This window comes from Rhodococcus sp. P-2, assembly GCF_016598535.1.
Lineage (GTDB): Bacteria > Actinomycetota > Actinomycetes > Mycobacteriales > Mycobacteriaceae > Rhodococcus_F > Rhodococcus_F baikonurensis.
Map to the genome: position 1 here is coordinate 2,761,804 of NZ_CP066779.1, position 23,349 is coordinate 2,785,152.

Annotated in this window: 11 protein-coding genes; 5 read left to right on the plus strand and 6 right to left on the minus strand. The window is 59.7% G+C overall.

Going from position 1 to position 23,349, the window contains the following annotated elements; translation table 11 throughout:
- The first annotated feature begins 415 nt into the window (after positions 1–415).
- Positions 416–5,881, plus strand: coding sequence for a DUF3320 domain-containing protein (locus I7X09_RS13235; RefSeq protein WP_200317211.1), 5,466 nt, complete (start codon positions 416–418; stop codon positions 5,879–5,881).
- A gap of 1,209 nt (positions 5,882–7,090) precedes the next feature.
- Here I7X09_RS13235 and I7X09_RS13240 read toward each other — a convergent pair.
- The 3 genes from I7X09_RS13240 to I7X09_RS13250 are packed head-to-tail and all read right to left on the minus strand — an operon-like array spanning position 7,091 to position 11,090.
- Complete coding sequence (locus I7X09_RS13240; protein ID WP_200317213.1) at positions 7,091–8,359, minus strand: 5-methylcytosine restriction system specificity protein McrC; 1,269 nt, start codon at positions 8,357–8,359, stop codon at positions 7,091–7,093.
- A 3-nt stretch (positions 8,360–8,362) separates the two neighbouring features.
- Complete coding sequence (locus I7X09_RS13245) at positions 8,363–10,075, minus strand: McrB family protein (RefSeq protein WP_200317215.1); 1,713 nt, start codon at positions 10,073–10,075, stop codon at positions 8,363–8,365.
- 19 nt (positions 10,076–10,094) lie between these two features.
- The gene (locus I7X09_RS13250) at positions 10,095–11,090 is read right to left on the minus strand and encodes a DNA adenine methylase (protein ID WP_325100617.1); all 996 of its coding nucleotides are present in this window, start codon (positions 11,088–11,090) and stop codon (positions 10,095–10,097) included.
- Between I7X09_RS13250 and I7X09_RS13255 the strand changes: the two genes are divergently transcribed.
- A complete protein-coding gene (locus I7X09_RS13255) occupies positions 11,089–12,414 on the plus strand; it encodes a site-specific DNA-methyltransferase (protein WP_200317219.1) in 1,326 nt (441 codons plus the stop codon). The two genes, I7X09_RS13250 and I7X09_RS13255, sit on opposite strands and share 2 nt — an antisense overlap.
- 303 nt (positions 12,415–12,717) lie before the next feature.
- On the opposite strand, the gene I7X09_RS13260 is transcribed toward I7X09_RS13255, so the two are convergent.
- Both I7X09_RS13260 and I7X09_RS13265 read right to left on the minus strand, forming a co-directional pair.
- Complete coding sequence (locus I7X09_RS13260; RefSeq protein ID WP_234036909.1) at positions 12,718–13,077, minus strand: hypothetical protein; 360 nt, start codon at positions 13,075–13,077, stop codon at positions 12,718–12,720.
- Positions 13,078–13,598: 521 nt separating this feature from the next.
- Entirely contained in the window at positions 13,599–15,038 is a 1,440-nt protein-coding gene (locus tag I7X09_RS13265) for a phytoene desaturase family protein (protein WP_200317221.1), read from the minus strand.
- Positions 15,039–15,594: 556 nt separating this feature from the next.
- Here I7X09_RS13265 and gltB point away from each other — a divergent pair.
- The 3 genes from gltB (at position 15,595) to I7X09_RS13280 (ending at position 22,717) form a co-directional block, all read left to right on the plus strand.
- Positions 15,595–20,193, plus strand: coding sequence for a glutamate synthase large subunit (gltB, locus tag I7X09_RS13270; RefSeq protein WP_200317223.1), 4,599 nt, complete (start codon positions 15,595–15,597; stop codon positions 20,191–20,193).
- A complete protein-coding gene (locus tag I7X09_RS13275; RefSeq protein ID WP_065456394.1) occupies positions 20,186–21,637 on the plus strand; it encodes a glutamate synthase subunit beta in 1,452 nt (483 codons plus the stop codon). Before gltB ends, I7X09_RS13275 begins: the two co-directional genes overlap by 8 nt.
- A gap of 183 nt (positions 21,638–21,820) precedes the next feature.
- The gene (locus I7X09_RS13280) at positions 21,821–22,717 is read left to right on the plus strand and encodes a cutinase family protein (RefSeq protein ID WP_172436506.1); all 897 of its coding nucleotides are present in this window, start codon (positions 21,821–21,823) and stop codon (positions 22,715–22,717) included.
- Here the strand turns inward: I7X09_RS13280 and I7X09_RS13285 are convergent, their stop codons facing one another.
- On the minus strand, positions 22,718–23,266 hold the full coding sequence (locus I7X09_RS13285; RefSeq protein WP_200317225.1) for a DUF732 domain-containing protein: 549 nt from the start codon (positions 23,264–23,266) through the stop codon (positions 22,718–22,720). It abuts the gene before it with no gap.
- Positions 23,267–23,349: the final 83 nt, after the last annotated feature.

Consider the following 23,349-nt stretch of genomic DNA (forward strand, 5'->3'; position numbering starts at 1 on the left):
GAGAAGCCCGACCGAAGTGAAACTCAATGTCCTGACCTGCAAGAACCCTTGCAGATTGGTCATATGTGGCGACCTGATTCTCATTCACAACCACAAACCAGAGCTACCGCGACACTGAACGGACTCGCCTCGGCGGCTCCCGCACAAGCATCGGCAGCCAGGAGTCTGTTCGAGGGGCCCATAGGGTCTGTCTCGATAGCGCAACACCTTTGCCCTCCAGACTTCTCGACTGTCCATGGCGGTCTTCGCGGAGGGTATAGATGTTCGAGTTTCAACGATGCCGTAAAAATAAGGGTGCATCGAAGTACCGCAAACTCTGGTGCAATTCACTGCGATTCGATTCTCGTCGTAGGGCTTCGATAGATTTGCTGGGTAATTGTCGGTCGATGAGGTTCGAGACGAAGGCGGCGAGAGTTTGACTGACCAGAAGGTGAGTGCCGCGATCAAACAGTGGCGAGAAGCGCTCGTCAGTCTGACTGCCACTAACCGTTTGCTCAACTACCGCCCGACTCGCGCATCCACGATTGAATTTTCACGGCACTCAGCCAGCGAGGCCTATTATATGGTCGCGTCGGGGGGGAAAACCTTCACGGTGGGCACGCGGCCAGCTGAACCATCGTCCGACGATGGCTCAGCGGAACTTGAGCGGGCAGTCCTTACTCAGTTGCCTGACTTCGATTTCGAAAGCTACCCGGATCACCTTTTCACGGACAAAACCCAGCGTGACGTTGATCGTATACTGCGAAACCTTGCAGGTAGATCCAAGCGTGAGTTCCTCGACAAGGGTCTTAGAACCTTGTACGTGGCGTTGGGGGAGCTTAGGTGGAAAGAGGGATCAGGCGACGAGCGGCGCAGTCCTCTGCTTCTGATGCCGGCAGAACTTGATTCGCTTGGACCGCGTGAGCGAATGTACTTAGAGTTTTCGGACGATGACATTGCGGTCAACCCGGCTCTCGCGCTGCGCGTCTCAGAAGAACACGGCTTGATCCTGCCCTCCGCCGAAGACGTACGTAAAACTCTCGAAACTGAGGGCATGGACCGAGTTCTCGTTCTCTTCTGCGAAATTGCCTGGCCACCAGGATGGGAGATACGTGACTTTGCTGCGCTGGGCACTTTCATGTTCGCGAAAGAAGCGATGTACCAAGATCTTCTCGAACACGAGAAGGAGATCTCAGAATCTGTGCTAGTTCAGGCGCTTTCCGGTGGAATCTCGCCCGACGCATCGCCGTTCGTTTTCGAGCCACACAATGACGAGAGCATTGACGAGGCAGCGCCTCCGGAGACAGTGGCATTGGTGCTCGACGCTGATGCCAGCCAACGGGCAGCAGTGCAGGCTGCAGTCGAAGGACGAAGCTTCGTCCTGGACGGACCTCCTGGCACAGGAAAAAGTCAGACGATCGCAAACATTATCGGCGCGCTCATCGAGAGAGGGAAGACTGTTCTCTTTGTTTCAGAGAAGGCTGTCGCGCTCGATGTCGTGCGCGACCGCCTCACTGAACGTGAACTTGATCCGTTTCTGTTCGAACTCCACAGTAGTAAGGTTGCTCGCAAAGAAGTAGCAACCCGACTAGGACAAGCTCTGCAATCAGAACCTGTTCCCCGACGTGGCATGACTCCTGTGGTAATCGCTCAGCTTCAGGAAACGCGCGCAGCACTCACTCGGTACGTAGTTGCAGCCAACGAAACACGGAGCCCCTTGGAAGAAAGTTTCCACTACGTTCTCGGCCTGTTCGAACGGGTGCGATCCGAACGAGAAGGACCAGGCTTCGCGGGTGACCCCGACGCGCTGTCACCCGGCCAATTAGCGACTATCGAAAAGGCGATCAAACGGGTTGCGCGAAGATGGGTACTCCATCTGCAAGGAAGTCGAGCCGTCTGGTTCGGGCTGATTCGTCGCGAAGTCTCTCCAGTCCTCCTGGAGGATATTTCATCGATTCTCCGACGCCTGGGACAGGTTTTGGATGAGACGCGTACCGTGCGCAGCGCTTTCGACCTAGTCGCGTTCGATGATTTAGGGCGTGCTTCTGCGTTACTTGAAAGCTGGCACAAAGCACCTGAGTTTCAAGACGATTCGTGGCTCGACCAAGACGATTTCGGTGCACTTACAGCGGCAGTTGAGGTGTACGAGAGAGTGACAGCCAACCATGCACAGGCCGCGATCGCTGTCAAAGAGGCTCTCGGTGCCGGTTGGGAGCAGGTTCCGCGCATTACCGTCGATGAGCTACCCGAACTCGACGTTGACCTCCTCGAAGTCCCGGGGGTGTCATTGATGTCCACCGGGGCAACGATTGTCTCCGCCTCGGAGGCGATCGCTGAAAGCAGTGCCTGTCTTGAGGCATTGCGAGTTCGGTCAGAGGCTCTTGCGGCGCATAGTGGCGCGCAAGTTCCACATACGCTCGACGAAGTTCGGAGCCTGCAAACAGCGCTCAATATTTGTTTGTCAGAGTATGCGCCCCCCGCCGAATGGCTCTACGAGTCTCAGAGCCTAGCCGCCGCTCGCACAGCATTTACTGTGACTCGCGCGGCACAACATGCCTTGGATTTGGCAGAACGCGAAGCCTCGCCCTTCTTCACCGAAAAGCTCTTGACATCCGACCTCGTATCAATTGAACAATTGTCAACAACTACTGTGGGCTTCTTCAGGCGCTTCAGCTCGGACCACAAGGTACTGCGCCAGGCACTCTCCGAGATCTCTCCAGTGAAGTGGCAGCAAGCTCTTTCTGAATTACCAAGGGCTCGCACATGGGTAGATGCTCACCAGGCTTACGCGGCTTGCTTCCCCGAGGCGCAGCGTGCGCTCGGTCTCCTCTTCAGCGAGGACCGCTCGACGGACTGGAATCGCATTGAACGTATCATCGAGAACGCAAGTGCCGCATCGACGGTTCACTTTCAGTCTCGAAGCCTGACAGAGTGCATACTCTCCGACATAGCAAGTCAATTGACCGCCAAGGAATATTTGAATTCTTCAGAAGAAGCATTCACAAGCTGGGAATCGAAGTATGGAGTTTGGGCAGCTAAACATGAATCGAGGGGCGAAACCTTTCAAACGCTCAGGCAACGACTTGCCGACCGTTCAAGCCGGATACATGCGTTTGTTCAAATCGTCAAGGCTCAAGCAGAACACCTTGATCCGGAAGCTACGCTGGATTCTCACCTGAACGCAGCTCTTGCCCGGTCCCGTTGGGAAACGACCGCTGAGGCAGTTCGGGCGGGGGCAACCTGTCTCCGTTCATTTTCCGTCGACGTACACAAGTCAGACATCGACGCCGAAACTGCTCGGCGCAAGCTCGACTGGGCGAGGTCAGTGTTGAGCGCACTCCAGGTTGACGGAGATATTCATGGAAGCCTTACTAATGAACAGATCAATGCACTCAAGGAGAGCATCCCTGTTGCTTCGTTCTCGAAAATGTTGAGCGAGTACGAAGCGAGCACCGCGAAGCTCACCCAGTGGTTTGACGAGGATCGCCGGCCAGAACTGTGCGAAGACTTCCGTGACTTCCGGGCGGCAGCCAATCTCATTGACGACTTCCAAAAACACATGGAAGAAACAGAAGACTGGTTCGACCTTGAGAGAGCCCTCGCGGACATCGAAGCGGTCGGGCTTGGAGACGACGCTCGATATGCGCAGAGTCGAGAGATTCCCGACTTCGAAGTCGAAAATTTCTTCCGAGCCAGCGTGTACCGCTCCTGGCTTGACCGCCAAATTCAAAACGATTCACGGTTGCGCGAAACCGATAGTGGAGTGCGCGATGAGCAAGTCCGGGAATTCCGTGATCTTGACGAGAAACTTTCGGACGCAGCGGTGGCAAGGATCATCGACGCGGGCGCAACTCGGAGGCCTAGGTCTACTTCGGGGCAGACTCGTATTATTACTAATGAGGCAGGGAAGAAGCGTAAGCATATCGCCGTTCGGGACCTCATTGGTAGAGCCCGCGATGCCATCCTCGCCGTGCACCCGTGTTTCATGATGAGCCCCCTGGCGGTGAGTCAGTATCTCCCGCCAGAAAGGCTCTTCGACGTCGTCATTTTCGACGAAGCCAGTCAGGTGCTACCCGCGGACGCAATCAACTGTGTCTATCGCGGAATGTCCCTTATCGCAGCAGGTGACCAAAAACAGTTACCCCCGACTTCCTTCTTCACGAAAGTCTCCGACGATCTCGACGAAGATAGCGATGAAGACGTCGCCACCGACTTTGAATCGCTCCTTGAACTCATGAAGTCAAGCGGATCGTTTACCTCGCAATCACTCAAATGGCACTACCGGAGCCGCCACGAAAGCCTGATTGCGTACTCGAACGCATCGTTCTACGATTCTCGGCTAATTACCTTCCCAGGTGCGCTCAGTGAGAGCCCCGATGCAGGCGTTCGATTCTTCAAAGTCCCCGGTATCTACCGTCGCTCCGCTGGTGCGGACAACCCTATTGAAGCCAAGCATGTCGCCGACCGTGTCATGCACCATTTCACTACCCGCCCTGACGAGACACTCGGGGTAGTCGCATTCTCCACGAAACAGCGTGATGCCATAGAAAACGCCCTCGAACTTGCGCGCAGTAAACATCCCGATCTCGATGGCTATTTCGAGGAAGATCGTCTCCGCGGCTTCTTCGTCAAGAGTCTGGAAGAAGTGCAGGGCGACGAGCGAGACGTGATCATCTTTTCGATCGGATACGGACCGGACGAAAATGGCCGAACTTATAAGAATTTCGGGCCGGTCGGTCGGGAGGGCGGAGAGCGGCGACTCAATGTTGCCGTTACTAGGGCGAAGGCGCTGATCGAGGTTGTGACCTCGATGAGCGCCTCAGATATTGGTGAGGTCAACAGTACCGGCGCACGTCACCTTCGTAGATATCTCGACTTCGCCGAGCGTGGACAAGCTGCACTCGAGCTCGAACTCGGCCCTGCGGGCCTTGATACGGATTCCCCCTTTGAAGATGCGGTCGTGTCGTACGTCCGCAGCCTCGGGTTTGACGTTCAACCCCAAGTAGGTGCCGCAGGCTACAGGATCGACATCGGAGTGAAGCATCCAAATCAGCCGGGGGCCTTCATGCTCGGCATCGAATGTGATGGGGCGATGTACCATTCCAGCCGAGCTGCCCGCGATCGGGATCGATTGCGGCACCAGGTGCTTGAGGGACTCGGGTGGCACCTTCACCACATCTGGGGAACCGCGTGGTACCGCCACCCGAATCGTGAGAAAGAGCGTTTGAGTCAGGTTCTCGAAGAGTTCGCTTCGCGACCAGCGATTGGGCGGATAACTGTGGGGCCGGGTGCACCTCTAAAGCCGCAAACTTATCTTGGGGCGACGGTCGAGGTCGTTCGACGAATTCTGGAAGAAAAACCGTCCTGGGCCGAGGACTACAGGGTTGCACGGGTGAAACATATTTCACCGGATATTGATCTGAGCAGTTCGTCCAATGCGCGGAGAATCAGCTCTTTCGTCGAAGAAATTGCTTCCGCTGAAGCTCCGCTGCATTTCAGCGTGCTGGAGCAGCGGCTTCGTGAGCACAGCTCATACGGGCGGATTGGAGCACGAATACGGCAAACCCTGCGACAAGCGGTGCAGTTCGCTGAAGTCCACTTTCAGGACGACTACATTCGTCTTCAAGGGAGCGAGCTGAGTAGGGTACGTCGCGGAACGGATGAGTTCATGCGGACAGCCGAACAAGTGCCTGACGAAGAGCTGCGCCTCGCAGTCAGGCTTTCTGTGAGCGATGCTGTTGGAATCACACGCCCCGAGTTGCTAGCGCGAGTTGTCAGTGTGTTCGGATGGCGGCGTACCGGTGCAGACATCCGTAGCCGGGTTGAGCGTTCCATTGACGCGCTACTCCAAGACGGTGTGATTGAGGATGCTGGTGCCGGCCTGCGACTTAAGGTCAGCTGACCTGGGAAACTCGAAGCTACGCGTTCACCGGCTTCAGGCCGGGCTCTCCCGTCGAACGACACATGATTAGGTTTGGCCTGAGAAGAGTCGCCGAGGACTCCGACAGCTAAAAAAGATCGACCAAGTTTGGGACGAGGGCGCCCATGATCTGACTCCGGACTGGGGAAGGCAGTATTCATCCAGGCTCATACGAAGTTCAAAAGGCATATACGAATATGACGACTTGGTAGGGGTGAGAGCCCCAGCGAAGAGCTTCGAATCCACACCACATCGCAGACCCTCTCCAGCATCGATGACTTCTCGATGTCTTCGAGTTGGCAGATACCCAGGCGCTCGGCGAGATCACTGCCTGGTCCACACGACGCGCCTGCGAGTGTGCAGAGATAGACCAGTGTGATTGGGTTGCAGAACTTTTAGCACTTGTTGACGGGGGCATGATGCTGCCTCGTCGACGCAGCATCATGCCCTTCATCTCGATCCAGGACGGAATCAGACTCATCCAACATCCCTACCGTGAGGTCAGTAATTGCGGCGTGGCCCGTCCACTTCGTTGATGTTCAAACGCACACCCAAACCTTCTCACATCCGAAAACTGCTGCACTCCAAGCAGCTTGGCAACGCTCTACCGCTACCTGTGAAATTTCTGCCGTGCACCATTTCTGGATAGTTGTCCTTGTATTCGGTGGTCTCGTTGTTGGTTTCTTGATTTTCGCCTTCGGCTATGAAAAGTGGACAACCTCCAAGATGATTCGCGAGTGCCGTGCCAGGAACGAAAGACTGCTTGCCCACCAGAAAGGATGCAGCTTGGAACTTACGCAAACGAACAAGAGCCGATAACTTAGATTCTGTCAATCTTTCGATGAAAGATACAGCACTGCAACGAACTACGCAGTAAACGGTGCATCGTCAGTATTGAGTGGCGGCGTCGCTAGCATAGGGAGAGCGGCCGTCCTGCAGCCTCGGCCGCAGCGATGCACTCTTCGACCGCGGCGACGTTCAAGTTCTCCTCGATCCCGATACGGATCGCGGCAGCGATGGCGCGAGTGCGACCCGCGAGCCCTCGAACGTCAGCGAGTGGGCTGGCGATGTTGCGGCGGCGTCGGTGTTGGACCAGCCCAACCGCGAGATGACACCGGACACCACGTAGATGTTCCGAAAACGTCTCAGTGAAGCGGAAAATCGAGACGGCTTGACTGCCTATCCTTTCGTTTAACGTTCAATAGCGAGCTGTGGTGGGGTTCCCGGCTTGTTTGCTTTCAGGAGGATGTCCGCGATCATCGAAGCTCTTTCCTGATCGCCATCAGAGCGGCGGTAGCGGAACAATGAAAACCCGATTGTAATCAGATGCTGTGGCGTTCCGCCGAAGCCTGACACGTCATAGTAGATAGCCGCTTGATCCCCGGGATAGACGAGTACTGCAATTGGTGAACCGACCGCGCTTGCGGTCGCTAGGGTTTGATGCACGTGACTCTCGTTTGGGAGGTTGCCCGGGATTGTGTATTTGCACTCGAATGATGCTGCGACCTTGCTATCTCGGAGTATCAGTCCATCAGGTTCGACACCAAGCTTCTTCTGGCCTCCGATGGATAACAGTGGATAGTTCTGCTTTGGCGCATAGCCCCACCCCTGACCTGTTGATTCGAGTGCTCTCAGTGCCCGAGTGAGCGCAGTTTCCAACAACGGCCACGGTTCGACGGCGACCTCCACACCCACTGCGCGGCCGGGGTCCCCGATGACGGAGCGGTTGCGAAGCAAAGCCGATGCAATGTCCCAAGCAGGTTGGTACTTGCCCCATTGAGGAGGGAGGGAGCGCAACGCAACGTGAGGTGGAACATAGGAAGGAGTAGGTTGTCCGGGAACTATCGCGGTTTGTAGTCTCCGCAGCCGCGCCGCGAGTTGACCATTTTCCGCCGCCCGTCCCAGCAACCCGGCAACTATGGATAGACCGCGCGCAAAATCATTCCCGCTAGTGAGGTGATCACGAGTGAGGGGGAATCGCGCAGGGTTGAGAAGTGCGGTACGTATCCATTCGGTGACATTCAGTTTGCCATCGAGTTTACGATCACGGACATTGACCTGCTCATACGCCAATATCGGGCCATCACTTTGCAACGCGATATCCAGTCTTCGCGCATATTCGAGCGCTAAGGCACCAGATAGAGCACGGCGGGCGGACGGCTCCGAGCGTCGCGACCCGGTCACAGTCATACGGGTACTTGGTTCGAGTAGATCTACGACCGCTTGCGACCAGTCTTGTCCAACAGTCGTTTTGGGTTCGACATCGACAATCGAATCATTCGGCAGACGGAACGATCCGACGATATTTCTGAGTGTGACATTATTTCCGTCGACTTTAATTTGTGGTAGGCGGGGTCGAAGTTGTTCGCGTAGCGTTCTTTCTACTCGACTCAGTTCAGTCTGTATCTCGTGGGAAACTGGCTGAGTGAGGTTTTCGACGAACTGGAGTCTTTCAGCCACTCGTCACAGCCCGGCTTGGCGTCGCAGCTCAATGAACGCTGTATGTAGTGGCAGGTCGGACAGCGGGTGCAGATGTAAGCGATCTGCACCGAAGGTGCCCAGCTCGGTGTCGGCCTTCTGCCAGCGTGCGGCGGTAGCATCTGGTACTGGCGTCGAGGCAGTACCAGCGCGCAGGATGGCCGCCAGCGCTCCGTCGTCGTCCTGGAGGGATAGTCGCAGTGTGGGGACCACACGGTAGTCGAACGCCGCGATGAGAGAGATGAGCGCTTTCTCTACTGTCTGGCCCGCCACATGCCATAGGTGCGACTGGCCGAGTCGAAAGTCAGGTCCGAGCACTGCATCAATCCGAACATTGAGCGCTTTCAATAGCACGACCGACAATTGCCCGACGTGTTCCAATGTCCATGTCTCAAGCGTCGACGTGAGGTCTACGGTGTCGTCAGAGCCGAGATGCTGGGCCAACGCGTCGTAATCAGGTGGCATTTCGTAGATGCTGAACCGGCGCCGTAGTGCGGCATCGAGGGGCGCCACCGAACGATCCGAAGTATTCATGGCTGCAACGATCCACAACGTCTCTGGAAGGGTGAACCGCGCCGAAACCGTGGTGGAGCCCCCCACCGCGAATTCGCTGGGCACATCTATTCCAAGATCTCCGTACGGCAGATCGACGAAGGCCCGCCCCCGCTTGTCCTTGTCGATCAAGGCAAGCGTGTCACCAAGTATTGCAGCAGCATTGCCACGATTGAATTCATCGAGGACAAGCAATGCCCGGTTACCGTCGGCGGACGCGTAGTGGGCCAGGTTAATCAGTGGTCCGGTCGATACACGGATGCCAACACCTTCGCCTGTGGGGTGCGGCAGCAATCCAAGGACGAGGTCACTATATGTATAGCTCGGGTGGAGGACGACGCTACGTGTCTTCCCCATAGGGGGTTCTTCTGTTTCCTGCCAGGCATCGTGGTGGAGATCGGGGTCGAACAGAATCCCGCGCCCTGGATTTTCGATGAAGTCGACGAGTTGTTCGAGGAGGACAGTTTTTCCTGTGCCGGGAGGTCCCATGAGCAGCAGTGCGGGGTTTTCTTCGAGCCGTTCCACCATCGATGTTATTGCCGGAGTCATGACTGCGGCGTGGCTGTCCACCGTTAACCATTTGAAGGTGCGGTTTGGTGTCGCAGCCTCCACGAGTTGGCGCACAGGCACCGGTAGCAATGCGACGTCGGCAAAGGTGAGATCTGGCGTGGGGTTGTCCAGATATACCCGTGTGTGCACGATGTTGGTCTCATCTTTGAGTTTGACTGCGACGAGATACGGTTGAACACCGCTGGCAATGAGTGCTTCAAGTTGCTGGTCAGCTTCTGCGCTGGTGGTTGCGGCAGGATTTCCAGGGATCGTTTCAGGTCCGTCGCTGGTGGGCGTCGGAGTCATCTTCCACGCGGGCGGTGCGCCCTTAGTTTTTAGCCAGGCCAGGTGGGGGCGGTCGGATGATTCGAACTCCACGGATCCATCGATGGATCCACCAGGCCAACGATAGTCGATCTGGGTGGCTTTGCTGCCAGCGTCAGTGCGCGGGAACATCTGTTCGAGCACTTCCTTGAAGGCCCCGTCTTGAATCAGCTGGATATAGTCCTTGGTGTACCCGCCGCCATCTTCGACGTCTCGCCCGTATACAGCTTTGTGTGTTGTTTTCCCGTAGAAAACAACGAATACGGCTTCCACAGGGCGATAAGCCAATGCTCTACCTTCCGATGATGATGGCCTCTGGAGACCGTTTAGCCTCGACGCTGCGCTTGTTCTGTGCTGCTACCGATCGATGAGTGGTGAACGAGACGATATCGGCTTGCGGAAATAGGTTGCGCACGGCATCGGTATCACGGTTCGACATCACCCAGCGAACACCGCGGGAGGTCAGTTGGGAGCACAGCTCGGCAAGCTCTTCCAAGTCAGCTTGTCCGAACACTTTGGCGGTGTACTTGTTGAATTTCGAGGTAGGTTCCTTCTCGCCGGGATTGGTGAAGACTGGAAGATACGGCGGATCGAGGTAGACAAAGTCGTCGGTCTCGGCGCGTTCGAGGGCATCGCGGAAGTCTTCGTGCCGCACATCGGCGATGCTCAACACATTTTTGAGGGTGGTTAGTCGCTCATCATCAAAGTTGCGGAACGGACGGTTCCCCCACGGCGCGTTCATGGCCCCCGTCTTACTGTTCTCGCGCCAGAGGTGGTTCCAACTTGTGGCGTTCAGGTACAGAAACCGGGCCGCCTGTTCAATTGAGCTTTCAGGTTTGGTGGCGCGGACGGTGTAGTAGAACTCCTGTGAGTCGTTCTGTTCGTACCAATCGAGCAGCGGCCGGAGTTCGTCATGGCTGTCCCGGACAGCGTTCCAGGCATGGATCAAATGCCCGTTCAAGTCCGCCAAGTGAGCTCGTGCGCCGATGCGTTCCCTGACGGCGAAAAACATTGCCCCCCCACCAAGGAACGGCTCGTGATAGTTCGCAAACGACGCAGGTACATAGGGCAAAATCTTTGGTAACAGCCTTGTTTTCCCACCTGCCCACCGTACGAAGGGCTTCAACGGCGGCGGAGCCTGAGCAGGCACAGCAGGCTCGGTAGTGCGGGTAATGACAGTCCTCCGTCGTGTCCGACACCCGACGTGGGTGTCACTGGCTAGTGTCATCCTATTGCTGGATGGTTGTCGAGGAACGACGGCCAGTGTTGTATCAAGGAGTAGCGACATGGTCGACGCGGTCGAACTTGTATGGCCGAACAAAGACCTCCCACTTCTGGCCTCCGGGCTCACCTCCTACGAGTGGGTGCAGCCCACGGATCGACGCCTGTCCAAACCACTCAAGAGCGCAGCGATTTACCCGGGCAATTTCGGGCCAACTTCGAACGTGCTTGCTATCGGAGATGGGCTCGATGCCCTGGAAAGTCTGCAGCAGACACACGTTTTCGACGGCGGGAAAGTGCGTCTGGTCTACATCGATCCTCCCTTCAACACAGGCAAGAGCTTCAACCAGTACGGTGACAATCTGGCACGTCCGATGTGGTTGTCGATGCTGCGTGACCGTCTCGCGGCCCTGAAACCTGTCTTGCATGATGACGCTTCAATCTGGGTTCACCTTGACGATTCGGAAGTTCATCGTGCACGGGCTGTCATGGATGAAGTGTTCGGCGAGCGCGCCTTCGTCGCGTCGGTTGTATGGCAGAAGCGAACCACACGTGACTCCCGCGCTGCTTTCAGCAGCAATCACGACACCATCCTTGTGTATGCGCCCAGCGGGCCACGAGCGTGGAAGGCCTCACGAAATTTGTTAAACAAGGACGAGGCTCTGATGCAGAACAGAGATGACGATCCACGAGGGCCCTGGTCCGACGCACCGTTCACAGCCCCAGGCTTCCGTAAGGCCCAGCAGTACGACATTGTCACTCCCACCGGGGTCATCTTGAGGCCTCCGCGCTCGCGATCTTGGTATGCAACCGAGAAGACATTCCAGGACTTGCTGACCGACGACAGGATTTGGTTCCCCAAGGGGGGCAACGGTTCACCGCGCATCAAACTTTTCGCAAATCAGCTGCGCGGGCTGGTTCCTTTCACTGTTTGGGGTTCGTCAGATGTCGGGACCAACGATGATGCGAAGAGGCACCTGCAAGAGCTTTTTCCTGACGTCTCAGTCTTCGATACGCCAAAGCCCGAAGAATTACTGGAACGCATCATCCATATCGCGACTAAGCCCGGCGAACTTGTCCTTGACCTTTTTGCCGGATCGGGCACCACCGCTGCCGTAGCCCATAAGATGGGGCGTCGTTGGATAACTGTCGAAAGGAATACCCAAACCGTTCTCGACTTCACCTTCCCCCGCCTACAGCGAGTAGTTCAAGGCTCCGACCTGGGGGGAATCACTAAGCAGATTCAATGGAATGGCGGTGGAGAATTTGATCTGATGCATGTCAGTCCGCGGATCGGCACGCTCAGCGTCAGTCATCGAGCCCCAACTATCACACGGGAAATCGCAAACAAACGAACTGTTCGACCGAGGACGAAGAGAAAGGCGGGGTAACCCGCGAAGAAGGTGTTCACGTCGAGTTCAGATAGGTAGAAACCGTTCGGCGTTCGCGCTTCTGCAAGAGAGCGTACTCCAAGTTGTCATCTATCCCGTGATCATGTCCTCAGAAATGAGGCGCAAAGATCTTCAAGTCGCTGATCAGCAAGATCACCACTGTCACGAGCGCAGCGGGATGCAAGCCGAAATCGGGTAGCCCACACTCGCCCACTAAGTGACCCGCGAAGCTGTCACCCTGCTTGCCGACGCGACGTGACCGCTGCACCTACGCGGCCAGACGGGCCGCACCGTCACGGGCATCTACATGCCTTTCGGTCGGCAAAAGAGTGTCGGAGTGTACGTGCGAAGCAATGCGGATTCCACCGCGTCTGCGTCCCATCCATTGCGCAACGCATCCCGCAGAGCCTTCGATCGAGCCGCACGGGCGTCGCGATCCGGGCCGTACCAATGCCAGCTCTGCCCCCGGCCGCCGCCGCGACCTTTCGCGCTCACCCCTGCAAGAATCTGCGATTGCGTACTCGCAACCACATGCGGACGTCCGGCGACGCTCGTCGTGGCCCGGACACAGATCGGGTTGTCGCACACTTCGTGGATCGAGAACTCGGAATCGGTCAACTGCAGACCGACTTTGAGCACAACGCGTACCGAATGAGGGCGCACGACTCGTTGCCCAACAAATCTCAGTCGATTTTCGAAGCCATCGGCGCGTTCCTGTCGGAAAGCGAGAAGTCGACGGACTTCGAATCCCGAAGTGGCCTCTTGTCCTCGTCGGCCCGCCCCCAATAGGTGTCGTCGACCATATTTGGTGCGCCGGCCGAGGGCAGTGGTGTCGAGGCTGGATATGAATCCTTCTGTGTTGACGCCGATGACCGCGCCGGGCTTCCCATGGTTATCTTCAATCCCGCTAACGAACGCGCCGCCGTCTACGCTTAGTGACGCAAGGTCTCTCGCTACTCCTGTATTTGCGCAAGCGCCCTTGGGAGGAAGCATCTTCTTCGGCTCAACCCAATGGGTTTCATCAAGGATCCCGTCCGCAGTCAAGCTGACAATGTCGTCCCAACCAGTCGGGTTGAACCTAGGCTTTTGCGGCCCGAGGTAGAAAGAGCAAGTAATCGAACAATCATGAAGCACAGTTCAGACAACACCTGCCTGTCCGAAATGTCGTCCCCATCGGGGACGTCTCAACCCCGCGCCTTCAGCGCCGCCTGCGCGGCATTGAACCCACCCATCCCGTGGACCCCGCCGCCCGGGGGAGTTGCGGACGAGCAGAGGTAGACGCCCTCGACGCCGGTGGCATAGGGGTCGAGCCCGAACCGGGGGCGCGCGATGATCTGCCGCGCAGTGTTCGCCCCCGCAGAGATGTCGCCACCCACGTAGTTGGGGTTGTACGCCTGCATCTGCGGCACATTGCGCACGTGAACGCCCACGATCCGGTCCCGGAACCCCGGCGCGAACCGCTCGATCTGACGCGTGATCGCATCGGTGGCGTCACCCGGATAGTCATGCGGCACATGCGCATACGCCCACACTGGGTGGATGTCTCCTACAGATCTGGAGGGGTCGGCCAAGAACTGCTGGCCCAACAGAATGAAGGGCTTGTCCGGCATCTGACCCCGTACGGTCTGGCGTTCGACAGCAGCAGTTTCCGAAATCGTGCCGGACAGATGCAGGGTGCCGGCCTTGCGGGCATGCGGATTCGTCCACGGCACGACGCTCCCGTCGGAATCACCACGCACGGCGTAGTCGACCTTGTAGGCGGCGGTGCCGTAGCGGAATTTGCGGTAGGCCCGGGCGATGCGGTCGGGCTGCCGACCGTCGAGCAGACGACCGGCGGCATCGGGGGCGATGCCGAGCATGACGATGTCGTAACCGGCGATCTGGGAGTAGTTGGTGACCCAGTTCCCGGTTTCGATGGTGCCACCGAGGCTTCGCAGGATCGACGCGAGGGCGGCTGCAATTGAGCCCGAACCACCTTGTGCCACAGGCCAACCGTGAGCATGAGCGGCCGCAGTGAGCATCGAGCCGACAGCACTGGAGAGAGGAAGGGTGAGCGTCCCGAACATGTGCGCCGCGACGCCACCGAACAGCGCCCGCGCTTGTGGGGTCTTGAACATCCGAGCGAAACCCGTCGCGGGAAGCAGAGCGCCCGTCCCGAAACGGGCGAGCATCAGCGGGTGCTTCGGAACATGCACGATCGGCTGGAAGACGTCCTGCACCAACTCGTCGAAGTTCTCGGATAGGTATCCGAAGACGTCGAGCCAGCGCTTGCCGTCGACACCCAGTCCCTCAGCGGTCCGGTTGATGTCGCGCCACAGAACCCCGGCGGTGCCGTCGTCGAGTGGATGGACCAGATCGATCTCGGGCCACAGCCACGCCAGGCCGTGATCGGCGAGGCCGAATTCGCGGTCGAGTTCCTTGAAGTAGGGAGAGGCCAAGGCCGTGGGATGGAAGGCGGAGCAATCGTCGTGGACGAGTCCGTCGACTATGTATTCGCTACTGCGGGTGCCACCGCCGATCTTGTCCGCACCCTCGATGACATGGACGTCGATTCCGGCGCGGGCGAGTTCGATCGCCGCCGCGAGACCGTTGGGACCACTGCCCACCACTACTGCTGTTGTCATTTGCTCTTCGCCACCCGTCTTCTCAGGTGTGAGCCTACGGAAATTACAGCGATGGCATTCTGCGAGCAAACAATTCAGGCCTAGACCTTGGTTGATCGATCAACTTTTGTTACAGTTCGAGGCGCACTGGCCGCAGCTGATTCTTATCGCTGCGGCCAGTTGTTGCATTCATCGCCCATCGCGCCTGTTTCCTGCGGATTCGGTATCCTGTGAATCGGAACTTCTCTGCACAGACGCAGCTCCGAAATCTGTCGAGGGGCCTTCTGGCTCCCTGCATCGCCGCAGTTCAGAGCAATTATAGGGCTACCTTAGTTGCGCCCGTGCCGGGGTTCTGAATTATCGTTTTCGTTACACGGTTGACTCACAAAAGTTTCAACCGACCGAAGACTCACGTCGCCGGGTGCCAGAACGCACACCATCGCGTCTGCGCAGGGCGGCTACTTCGGTGGTACCGAACACATCGTCGTGTCGGTGCTTTGAAGGACTTGCATTGCAAGTTGATGGCCATCAGCGCTGCTGGTCGTCGGTGCATCTTTATGGCATACGAAGGCTGGGTATGAAGCAACTTCCAGGCCCCCAGGGCCTCTATCACCCGTCCAATGAGCACGACTCCTGTGGAGTCGCATTTGTTGTCGACATGCATGGTCGCCGCAGCAGGGACATCGTCGAAAAGGCGATCACCGCTCTGGTCAACCTCGAGCATCGCGGCGCTGCCGGATCAGAACCCAACACGGGTGACGGTGCGGGCATTCTGCTGCAGGTTCCCGACAAGTTCTTCCGAGCTGTCGTGGACTTCGCGCTGCCCGCCGAAGGCGCGTACGCAACCGGTATCGCATTCCTCCCGCAGGGCGATGCCGATGCACACGAGGCTGCTGATGCAGTCGAGAAGATCGTCGTCGAAGAGGGCCTGAAGGTTCTCGGCTGGCGCGAGGTCGGAACCGACGACTCATCGCTGGGCGCACTGGCGCGCGACGCGATGCCGACGTTCCGTCAGATCTTCATCGGCTCCGAGGGTGACAAGTACACCGGCATGGATCTCGAGCGTCGTGCATACGTGGTGCGTAAGCGCACCGAGCACGAACTCGGCTCCGAAGGCGCCGGCAAGGGTGGCCCGGGTAGCGAGACCGTGTACTTCCCCAGCCTGTCCGGCCAGACGTTCGTCTACAAGGGCATGCTCACCACCCCGCAGCTCAAGGGTTTCTACCTCGACCTGCAGGACGATCGTGTCGAGAGCGCACTGGGCCTGGTCCACTCGCGCTTCTCCACCAACACGTTCCCGTCGTGGCCGCTGGCGCACCCGTTCCGCCGGGTCGCTCACAACGGTGAGATCAACACCGTCACCGGTAACGAGAACTGGATGCGCGCTCGCGAGTCCCTGATCGACAGTGACGTCTTCGGTGGCCGCGAGAACCTGGACAAGATCTTCCCGATCTGCACCCAGGGCGCCAGTGACACCGCTCGTTTCGACGAGGTGCTCGAGATGCTGCACCTCGCCGGCCGCAGCCTCCCGCACGCAGTTCTCATGATGATCCCGGAAGCCTGGGAGAAGCACGAGAGCATGGACCCCGCACGTCGGGCGTTCTACGAGTACCACTCGGCACTCATGGAGCCCTGGGACGGACCGGCGTCGGTGTGCTTCACCGACGGCACCGTCATCGGCGCCGTGCTGGACCGCAACGGTCTGCGTCCGTCGCGTCTGTGGATCACCGAAGACGGCCTCGTCGTCATGGCGTCGGAGGTCGGCGTCCTGCCGATCGATCCGTCCACCGTGGTCCGCAAGGTCCGCCTCCAGCCCGGCCGCATGTTCCTCGTGGACACCGCGCAGGGCCGGGTCATCAGCGACGAGGAACTGAAGAACGAACTCGCTGCCGAGCACCCGTACCAGCAGTGGATCGACGAAGGTCTGATCCACATGGACGACCTGCCGGACCGTCCGTACACGTACATGTCGCACGAGCGCGTCGTCCTGCGTCAGCAGCTCTTCGGTTTCACCAACGAAGAGGTCAACCTGCTGGTCAAGCCGATGGCTCTCTCCGGTGCCGAGGCACTGGGCTCGATGGGTACCGACACTCCGATCGCCGTGCTCTCGTCACGTCCCCGGATGCTGTTCGACTACTTCTCGCAGCTCTTCGCTCAGGTCACCAACCCGCCTCTCGACGCGATCCGTGAAGAGGTTGTCACCAGCCTCGGCGCGACCATCGGCCCCGAAGGCGACCTGCTGCACCCGAATGCGGACTCCTGCAAGCAGATTGCGCTCCCGCAGCCGATCCTGCACAACGACGACCTGTCGAAGCTCGTTCACGTCAACGACGACGGCGAATTCCCGGGCTTCCGCAGCGTCGTGATCCGCGGCCTGTACCCCGTCAAGGAAGGCGGCGACGGTATCCGTCGTGCGCTCGAGGGCATCAAGTACCAGGTCTCGCAGGCAATCGAGGGTGGCGCACGCATCGTGGTGCTCTCGGACCGAGAGTCCACCGAGGACTACGCGCCGATCCCGTCGCTGCTCCTCACCTCGGCTGTGCACCACCACCTGGTTCGTGAGAAGTCGCGCACCAAGGTCGGTCTCATCGTCGAGGCCGGCGACGCCCGCGAGGTGCACCACATGGCGCTCCTCATCGGCTTCGGTGCCGCAGCGGTCAACCCGTACATGGCTTTCGAGACCATCGACGAGTTCCTGCAGAACGGCGAGCTCGAGGGTCTGACCCTCGAGAAGGGCATCGCGAACTACATCAAGGCAGCCGGCAAGGGTGTCCTGAAGGTGATGTCCAAGATGGGCATTTCGACGCTCGCGTCGTACACCGGTGCTCAGCTGTTCCAGGTCATCGGCCTCTCGCAGGAGCTGACGGACGAGTACTTCACCGGTCTGCAGTCGCAGCTCGGTGGCATCGGCCTCGACCAGATCGCAGCCGACGTCCAGGCACGTCACGCCGTCGCATACCTCGATCGCCCCGAAGAGCGCGCTCACCGCGAGCTCGAGGTCGGCGGCGAGTACCAGTGGCGTCGTGAAGGCGAGTACCACCTGTTCAACCCGGACACCGTCTTCAAGCTCCAGCACGCAACTCGCACAGGTCAGTACGAGGTGTTCAAGGAGTACACGACCATGGTCAACGACCAGTCGGAGCGCCTTGCCGCTCTGCGTGGTCTGTTCGACTTCAACATCGGCAAGCGGCCGTCGATCTCGATCGACGAGGTCGAGCCGGCCAGCGAGATCGTCAAGCGTTTCTCGACGGGCGCGATGAGCTACGGCTCCATCTCCGCCGAGGCTCACGAGACTCTCGCCATCGCGATGAACCGTCTGGGCGCCCGCTCCAATTCCGGTGAGGGCGGCGAACATCCGTCGCGCTTCACGCCGGACGAGAACGGCGATCTGCGTCGCAGTGCCATCAAGCAGGTCGCGTCGGGACGCTTCGGTGTCACCTCGCACTACCTGAGCAACTGCACCGACATCCAGATCAAGATGGCGCAGGGAGCCAAGCCCGGTGAGGGCGGCCAGCTTCCGGCTCACAAGGTGTACCCGTGGGTGGCCGAGGTTCGGCACTCCACGCCTGGCGTCGGCCTGATTTCGCCGCCGCCGCACCACGACATCTACTCGATCGAGGATCTCGCTCAGCTGATCCACGACCTGAAGAACGCCAACCCGCAGGCTCGCATCCACGTGAAGCTGGTCTCCGAGGTCGGCGTCGGAACGGTCGCGGCCGGTGTCTCCAAGGCACATGCCGACGTCGTTCTGATCTCCGGTCACGACGGTGGCACCGGTGCCACCCCGCTGACCTCCGTCAAGCATGCGGGCGCACCGTGGGAACTCGGCCTCGCCGAGACCCAGCAGACGTTGCTGCTCAACGGTCTCCGTGACCGCATCGTCGTGCAGGTCGACGGCCAGCTCAAGACGGGTCGCGACGTCGTCGTCGCTGCCCTGCTCGGCGGCGAGGAGTTCGGTTTCGCCACCGCACCGCTGGTTGTCTCGGGCTGCATCATGATGCGCGTCTGCCACCTCGACACCTGCCCCGTCGGTGTCGCGACGCAGAACCCGTTGCTGCGTCAGCGTTTCAGTGGCAAGCCGGAATTCGTCGAGAATTTCTTCATGTTCATCGCCGAAGAGGTTCGCGAGCTTCTCGCGGAACTCGGCTTCCGCACGCTGCTCGAAGCCGTCGGCCAGGTCGACATGCTGGACACCACGCGCGCTCTCGATCACTGGAAGGGAAGCAAGGCAGGCAATCTCGATCTGTCGCCGATCCTGACCCAGGTCGAGTCCGCGTTCATGGACCAGGACGTCCACTGCACCGGCACGCAGGATCACGGTCTCGACAAGGCACTCGATCAGCAGTTGATCGTCTCGGCCCGCAACGCACTCGACAAGGGTGAGGCGGTCTCCTTCGAGTCCGCGATCACCAACGTCAACCGCACGGTCGGCACCATGCTCGGCCACGAGGTCACCAAGGCGTTCGGTGGAGAGGGCTTGCCCGAGGGCACCATCGACATCACGTTCACCGGTTCCGCCGGTAACAGCTTCGGTGCTTTCGTGCCCAGCGGTATGACCCTGCGCCTGCACGGCGACGCCAACGACTTCGTCGGCAAGGGCCTCTCGGGTGGACGCATCGTCGTACGCCCGCCGCTCGATGCAGCGGAAGGCTTTGTCGCCGAGGACAACATCATCGGTGGCAACGTCATCCTGTTCGGCGCCACCAGCGGCGAGGCTCTGCTTCGCGGTGTCGTCGGCGAACGCTTCGCAGTCCGTAACTCCGGCGCCACTGCCGTCGTCGAGGGTGTGGGCGATCATGGTTGCGAGTACATGACGGGTGGAAAGGTGGTCATCCTCGGAGCCACCGGACGTAACTTCGGCGCCGGCATGTCCGGTGGCGTCGCTTACATCTACAACCCCGACAAGGCATTCGAGAAGAACCTCAACACCGAACTGGTGGACCTCGAGGATCTTTCGGGCGACGACTTCACTTGGTTGAAGGGCGCCATCGAACGTCATCGCGACGAAACCGGCTCCGAGGTTGCAACGCGCATCCTCGCTGACTGGTCGCAGCAGGTGGGTCACTTCGCAAAGGTGATGCCCCGCGACTACAAGAAGGTTCTTTTGGCCATCGCGGCCGCAGAGAAGGATGGCAAGAACGTGGACGAGGCAGTTATGGAGGCAGCTCGTGGGTGATCCAAGCGGCTTCCTGAAGCACACGTCGCGCGAACTTCCGGTTCGCCGGCCGGTGCCGTTGCGCCTGCTCGACTGGAAAGAGGTCTACGAGGAGTTCCCGAAGGAAACCCTCAAGACCCAGGCCAGCCGTTGCATGGACTGCGGAATTCCTTTCTGCCACAACGGTTGCCCTCTCGGAAACTTGATTCCCGAGTGGAACGACCTGGTTTACAAGGACCACTGGCACGACGCCATCGAGCGTCTGCACGCGACCAACAACTTCCCGGAGTTCACCGGTCGTCTGTGCCCCGCACCCTGTGAGGCGTCCTGTGTCCTGGGCATCAACCAGGATCCGGTCACCATCAAGCAGGTCGAGGTCGAGATCATCGACAAGGCCTTCGACGAAGGGTGGGTCAAGCCGGTTCGCGCCGCGCACGCCACCAACAAGAAGGTCGCAGTTGTCGGCAGTGGTCCGGCCGGTCTGGCTGCAGCGCAGCAGCTGACCCGCGCCGGTCACGCAGTGACGGTCTTCGAGCGGGCAGACCGCATCGGCGGCCTGCTGCGCTACGGCATCCCCGAGTTCAAGATGGAGAAGCGGCACATCGACCGCCGTCTCGAGCAGATGGAAGCCGAAGGCACCGTCTTCAAGACCAACGTCAATGTCGGCGTGGACATCACCGCGGACGAGCTGCGTGAGCAGTTCGACGCAGTGGTTCTGGCCGGCGGCGCCACCGCAGCTCGCGATCTGCCGATCCCGGGCCGCGAACTGGACGGCATCCATCAGGCGATGGAGTTCCTGCCGATCGCCAACCGCGTGCAGTTGGGTGACCTCGACGCTCCCACCATCACCGCTGAGGGCAAGAAGGTTGTCATCATCGGCGGCGGCGACACCGGAGCCGACTGCCTCGGCACCTCGCACCGTCAGGGCGCGACCAGCGTCCACCAGTTCGAGATCATGCCGCGTCCGCCGGAGACTCGCGCCGAGCAGACTCCGTGGCCGACGTACCCGCTCATGTTCCGCGTGGCTTCCGCTCACGAGGAAGGCGGCGAGCGTCTGTTCTCCGTCAACACCGAGAACTTCGTCGGTGAAAACGGCAAGGTCACCGGTCTCAAGGCTCACGAGGTCGAGATGAAGTCGGGTCGCTTCGAGAAGGTCGAGGGCTCGGACTTCGAGCTCGAAGCCGATCTCGTGCTCCTGGCCATGGGCTTCGTCGGTCCCGAGAAGCCGGGTCTGCTCACCGATCTCGGTGTCGACTTGAACGAGCGTGGCAACGTCGCCCGCACGTCCAAGTGGAACACCAACGTCGACGGTGTGTTCGTGGCCGGCGACATGGGCCGCGGTCAGTCCCTGATCGTCTGGGCCATCGCCGAGGGACGTTCCGCAGCAGCCGCTGTGGACACCTACCTCGAGGGCGTCACGGCCCTTCCGTCACCGATCCACCCGACAGCGGCTCCGCAGCGCTAGAGGCTCTCACAAAGCCGCACCCCACCGCATTCGGTGGGGTGCGGCTTGTTTCTGCAAGCAATTCGCACGATCTGTAACAAACCTTCATCAATCGTGCATCGGACAGACACAACGCCCAGACAGTATGATTCCGGAGCACCGATAGTGGTGTATGGGTTGCTGAAGGTAAATCAGGGGAGTTTCATGCGTGCGAGGCGTCTCGTTGCGGTGTTGTCGGCACTGGCTGCCGCAGTAGTGGTACCGGTTGTCAGTTCTCCCGTGGCGTCGGCTGATCCCTGCCCCAGCCTGTACGTCGTGGCCATCCCGGGAACGTGGGAGCCCTCGGGCACCAGGCCCGGCGCCGGCATGCTCGCCCCGGTGACCAACGGGCTTCCGGGCTCCGTGCGGACCGATTACGTCACCTACTCGGCCACGGCCTTCCCGTGGGAGTCCAACGTCTACGCCAAGTCGAAGCAGCAGGCAGTCGACAATGCCCGCGGCATGATCGGTGCCATGGCTGCTTCGTGCGGAGACACTCGCTTCGCGATCGTCGGATACAGCCAGGGTGCCGACGCGGCAGGCGATCTCGCCGCCGAGATCGGAACCGGCATCGGCGTTGTTCCCCCGACTCGCGTCGAGGGCGTCGGTTTGCTGTCCGATCCCCGTCGTTCCGAGTCCGACGTCCTGATCGGCCCCGCTGTCGGCGGTAACGGTGCCAGTGGCCCGCGCATCGGTGGATTCGGTTGGCTGTCAGGCAAAACGGTGACGCTGTGCGCGGTCGGTGACCTGTACTGCTCGACGCCCAAGGATGACTTCGTGATGCGTCTGGCCGGATTCATGGCTCAGGCGTCCGATCCCACTCCGGCCAGTGCGCTCGCGCTGCGCGACGAAGCCGCCGTGATCGTCAACGATCTGATCACCGCAGGCGGACTCCCCGCTCTGATGGCCCAGCTCGATCCGGGCGCGAACTCGCGGCGCATCGACCAGTTGGTCGACTTCTACGGCTCACAGGTGCACACCGACTACACGCGTTACGTCGTTGACGGCGCGGGCAATTCGGCGACGTCCTGGCTGCACAACTGGTTGGCCGGCAAAGCCTGATCAGCAGTACGTCTGCTCTGCGGTGTCGACGTAGATCTCGGCGATGCGCTGCGAGGACATCGGCGTGATCTGCGAGTACACCTCGCCGACGGAGTTGAACTCCGCGAGTACGTCGGACCGCGGCATACCGTCGGCAAGAGCCTTGCAGGTGCCGTCGGCGTAGAGGATCTCTGCGGAATCCATTCCGGCGGGCGGGATCCCGGCCAGACGCAGAGCGGCGATGTACCGCTGTCCCTTCTCGCCCGCGTTCGCGACGATCTCTTCCGGTGAGCGTGCGTCGATCGGTGCGTTCGCCGGAGGCGCTACCGGTAGTGACACCGCCGGCGGAGTCGATTCGACGACGCTCGGCGCTGCTTCCGCAGGTGCGGCGAGCGGGCTGGTCGGCAGCTCGGAAAGCGTACTGGGGGCAGTCGAACTCGACGTCGCCGCAACCGACGTGCTGGTGGCCGCAGAAGTGGATTCCGATGCGTCGCTGTCGGATTGGCTGCTGCAGCCGCTGAGGAGTAGGCCCGCTGCCGCGACGCAGAGGACCAGTCTGTTCGTGTTCATCACCCGTGAGTGTTACACACCGTACCGCTTAGTTTGTCCGTTTTAAGGAAACTCCCTTTTGCCCTGTTTTTAAGTCGAAGTCC

What these genes read in the sequence shown, in the direction of transcription:
- I7X09_RS13255 (WP_200317219.1), top strand. Translation starts at nt 11,089, where the DNA reads ATGGTCGACGCGGTCGAACTTGTATGGCCGAACAAAGACCTCCCACTT.
- I7X09_RS13250 (WP_325100617.1), bottom strand. Translation starts at nt 11,090, where the DNA reads ATGTCGCTACTCCTTGATACAACACTGGCCGTCGTTCCTCGACAACCA.
- I7X09_RS13265 (WP_200317221.1), bottom strand. Translation starts at nt 15,038, where the DNA reads ATGACAACAGCAGTAGTGGTGGGCAGTGGTCCCAACGGTCTCGCGGCG.
- gltB (WP_200317223.1), top strand. Translation starts at nt 15,595, where the DNA reads ATGAAGCAACTTCCAGGCCCCCAGGGCCTCTATCACCCGTCCAATGAG.
- I7X09_RS13280 (WP_172436506.1), top strand. Translation starts at nt 21,821, where the DNA reads ATGCGTGCGAGGCGTCTCGTTGCGGTGTTGTCGGCACTGGCTGCCGCA.
- I7X09_RS13285 (WP_200317225.1), bottom strand. Translation starts at nt 23,266, where the DNA reads ATGAACACGAACAGACTGGTCCTCTGCGTCGCGGCAGCGGGCCTACTC.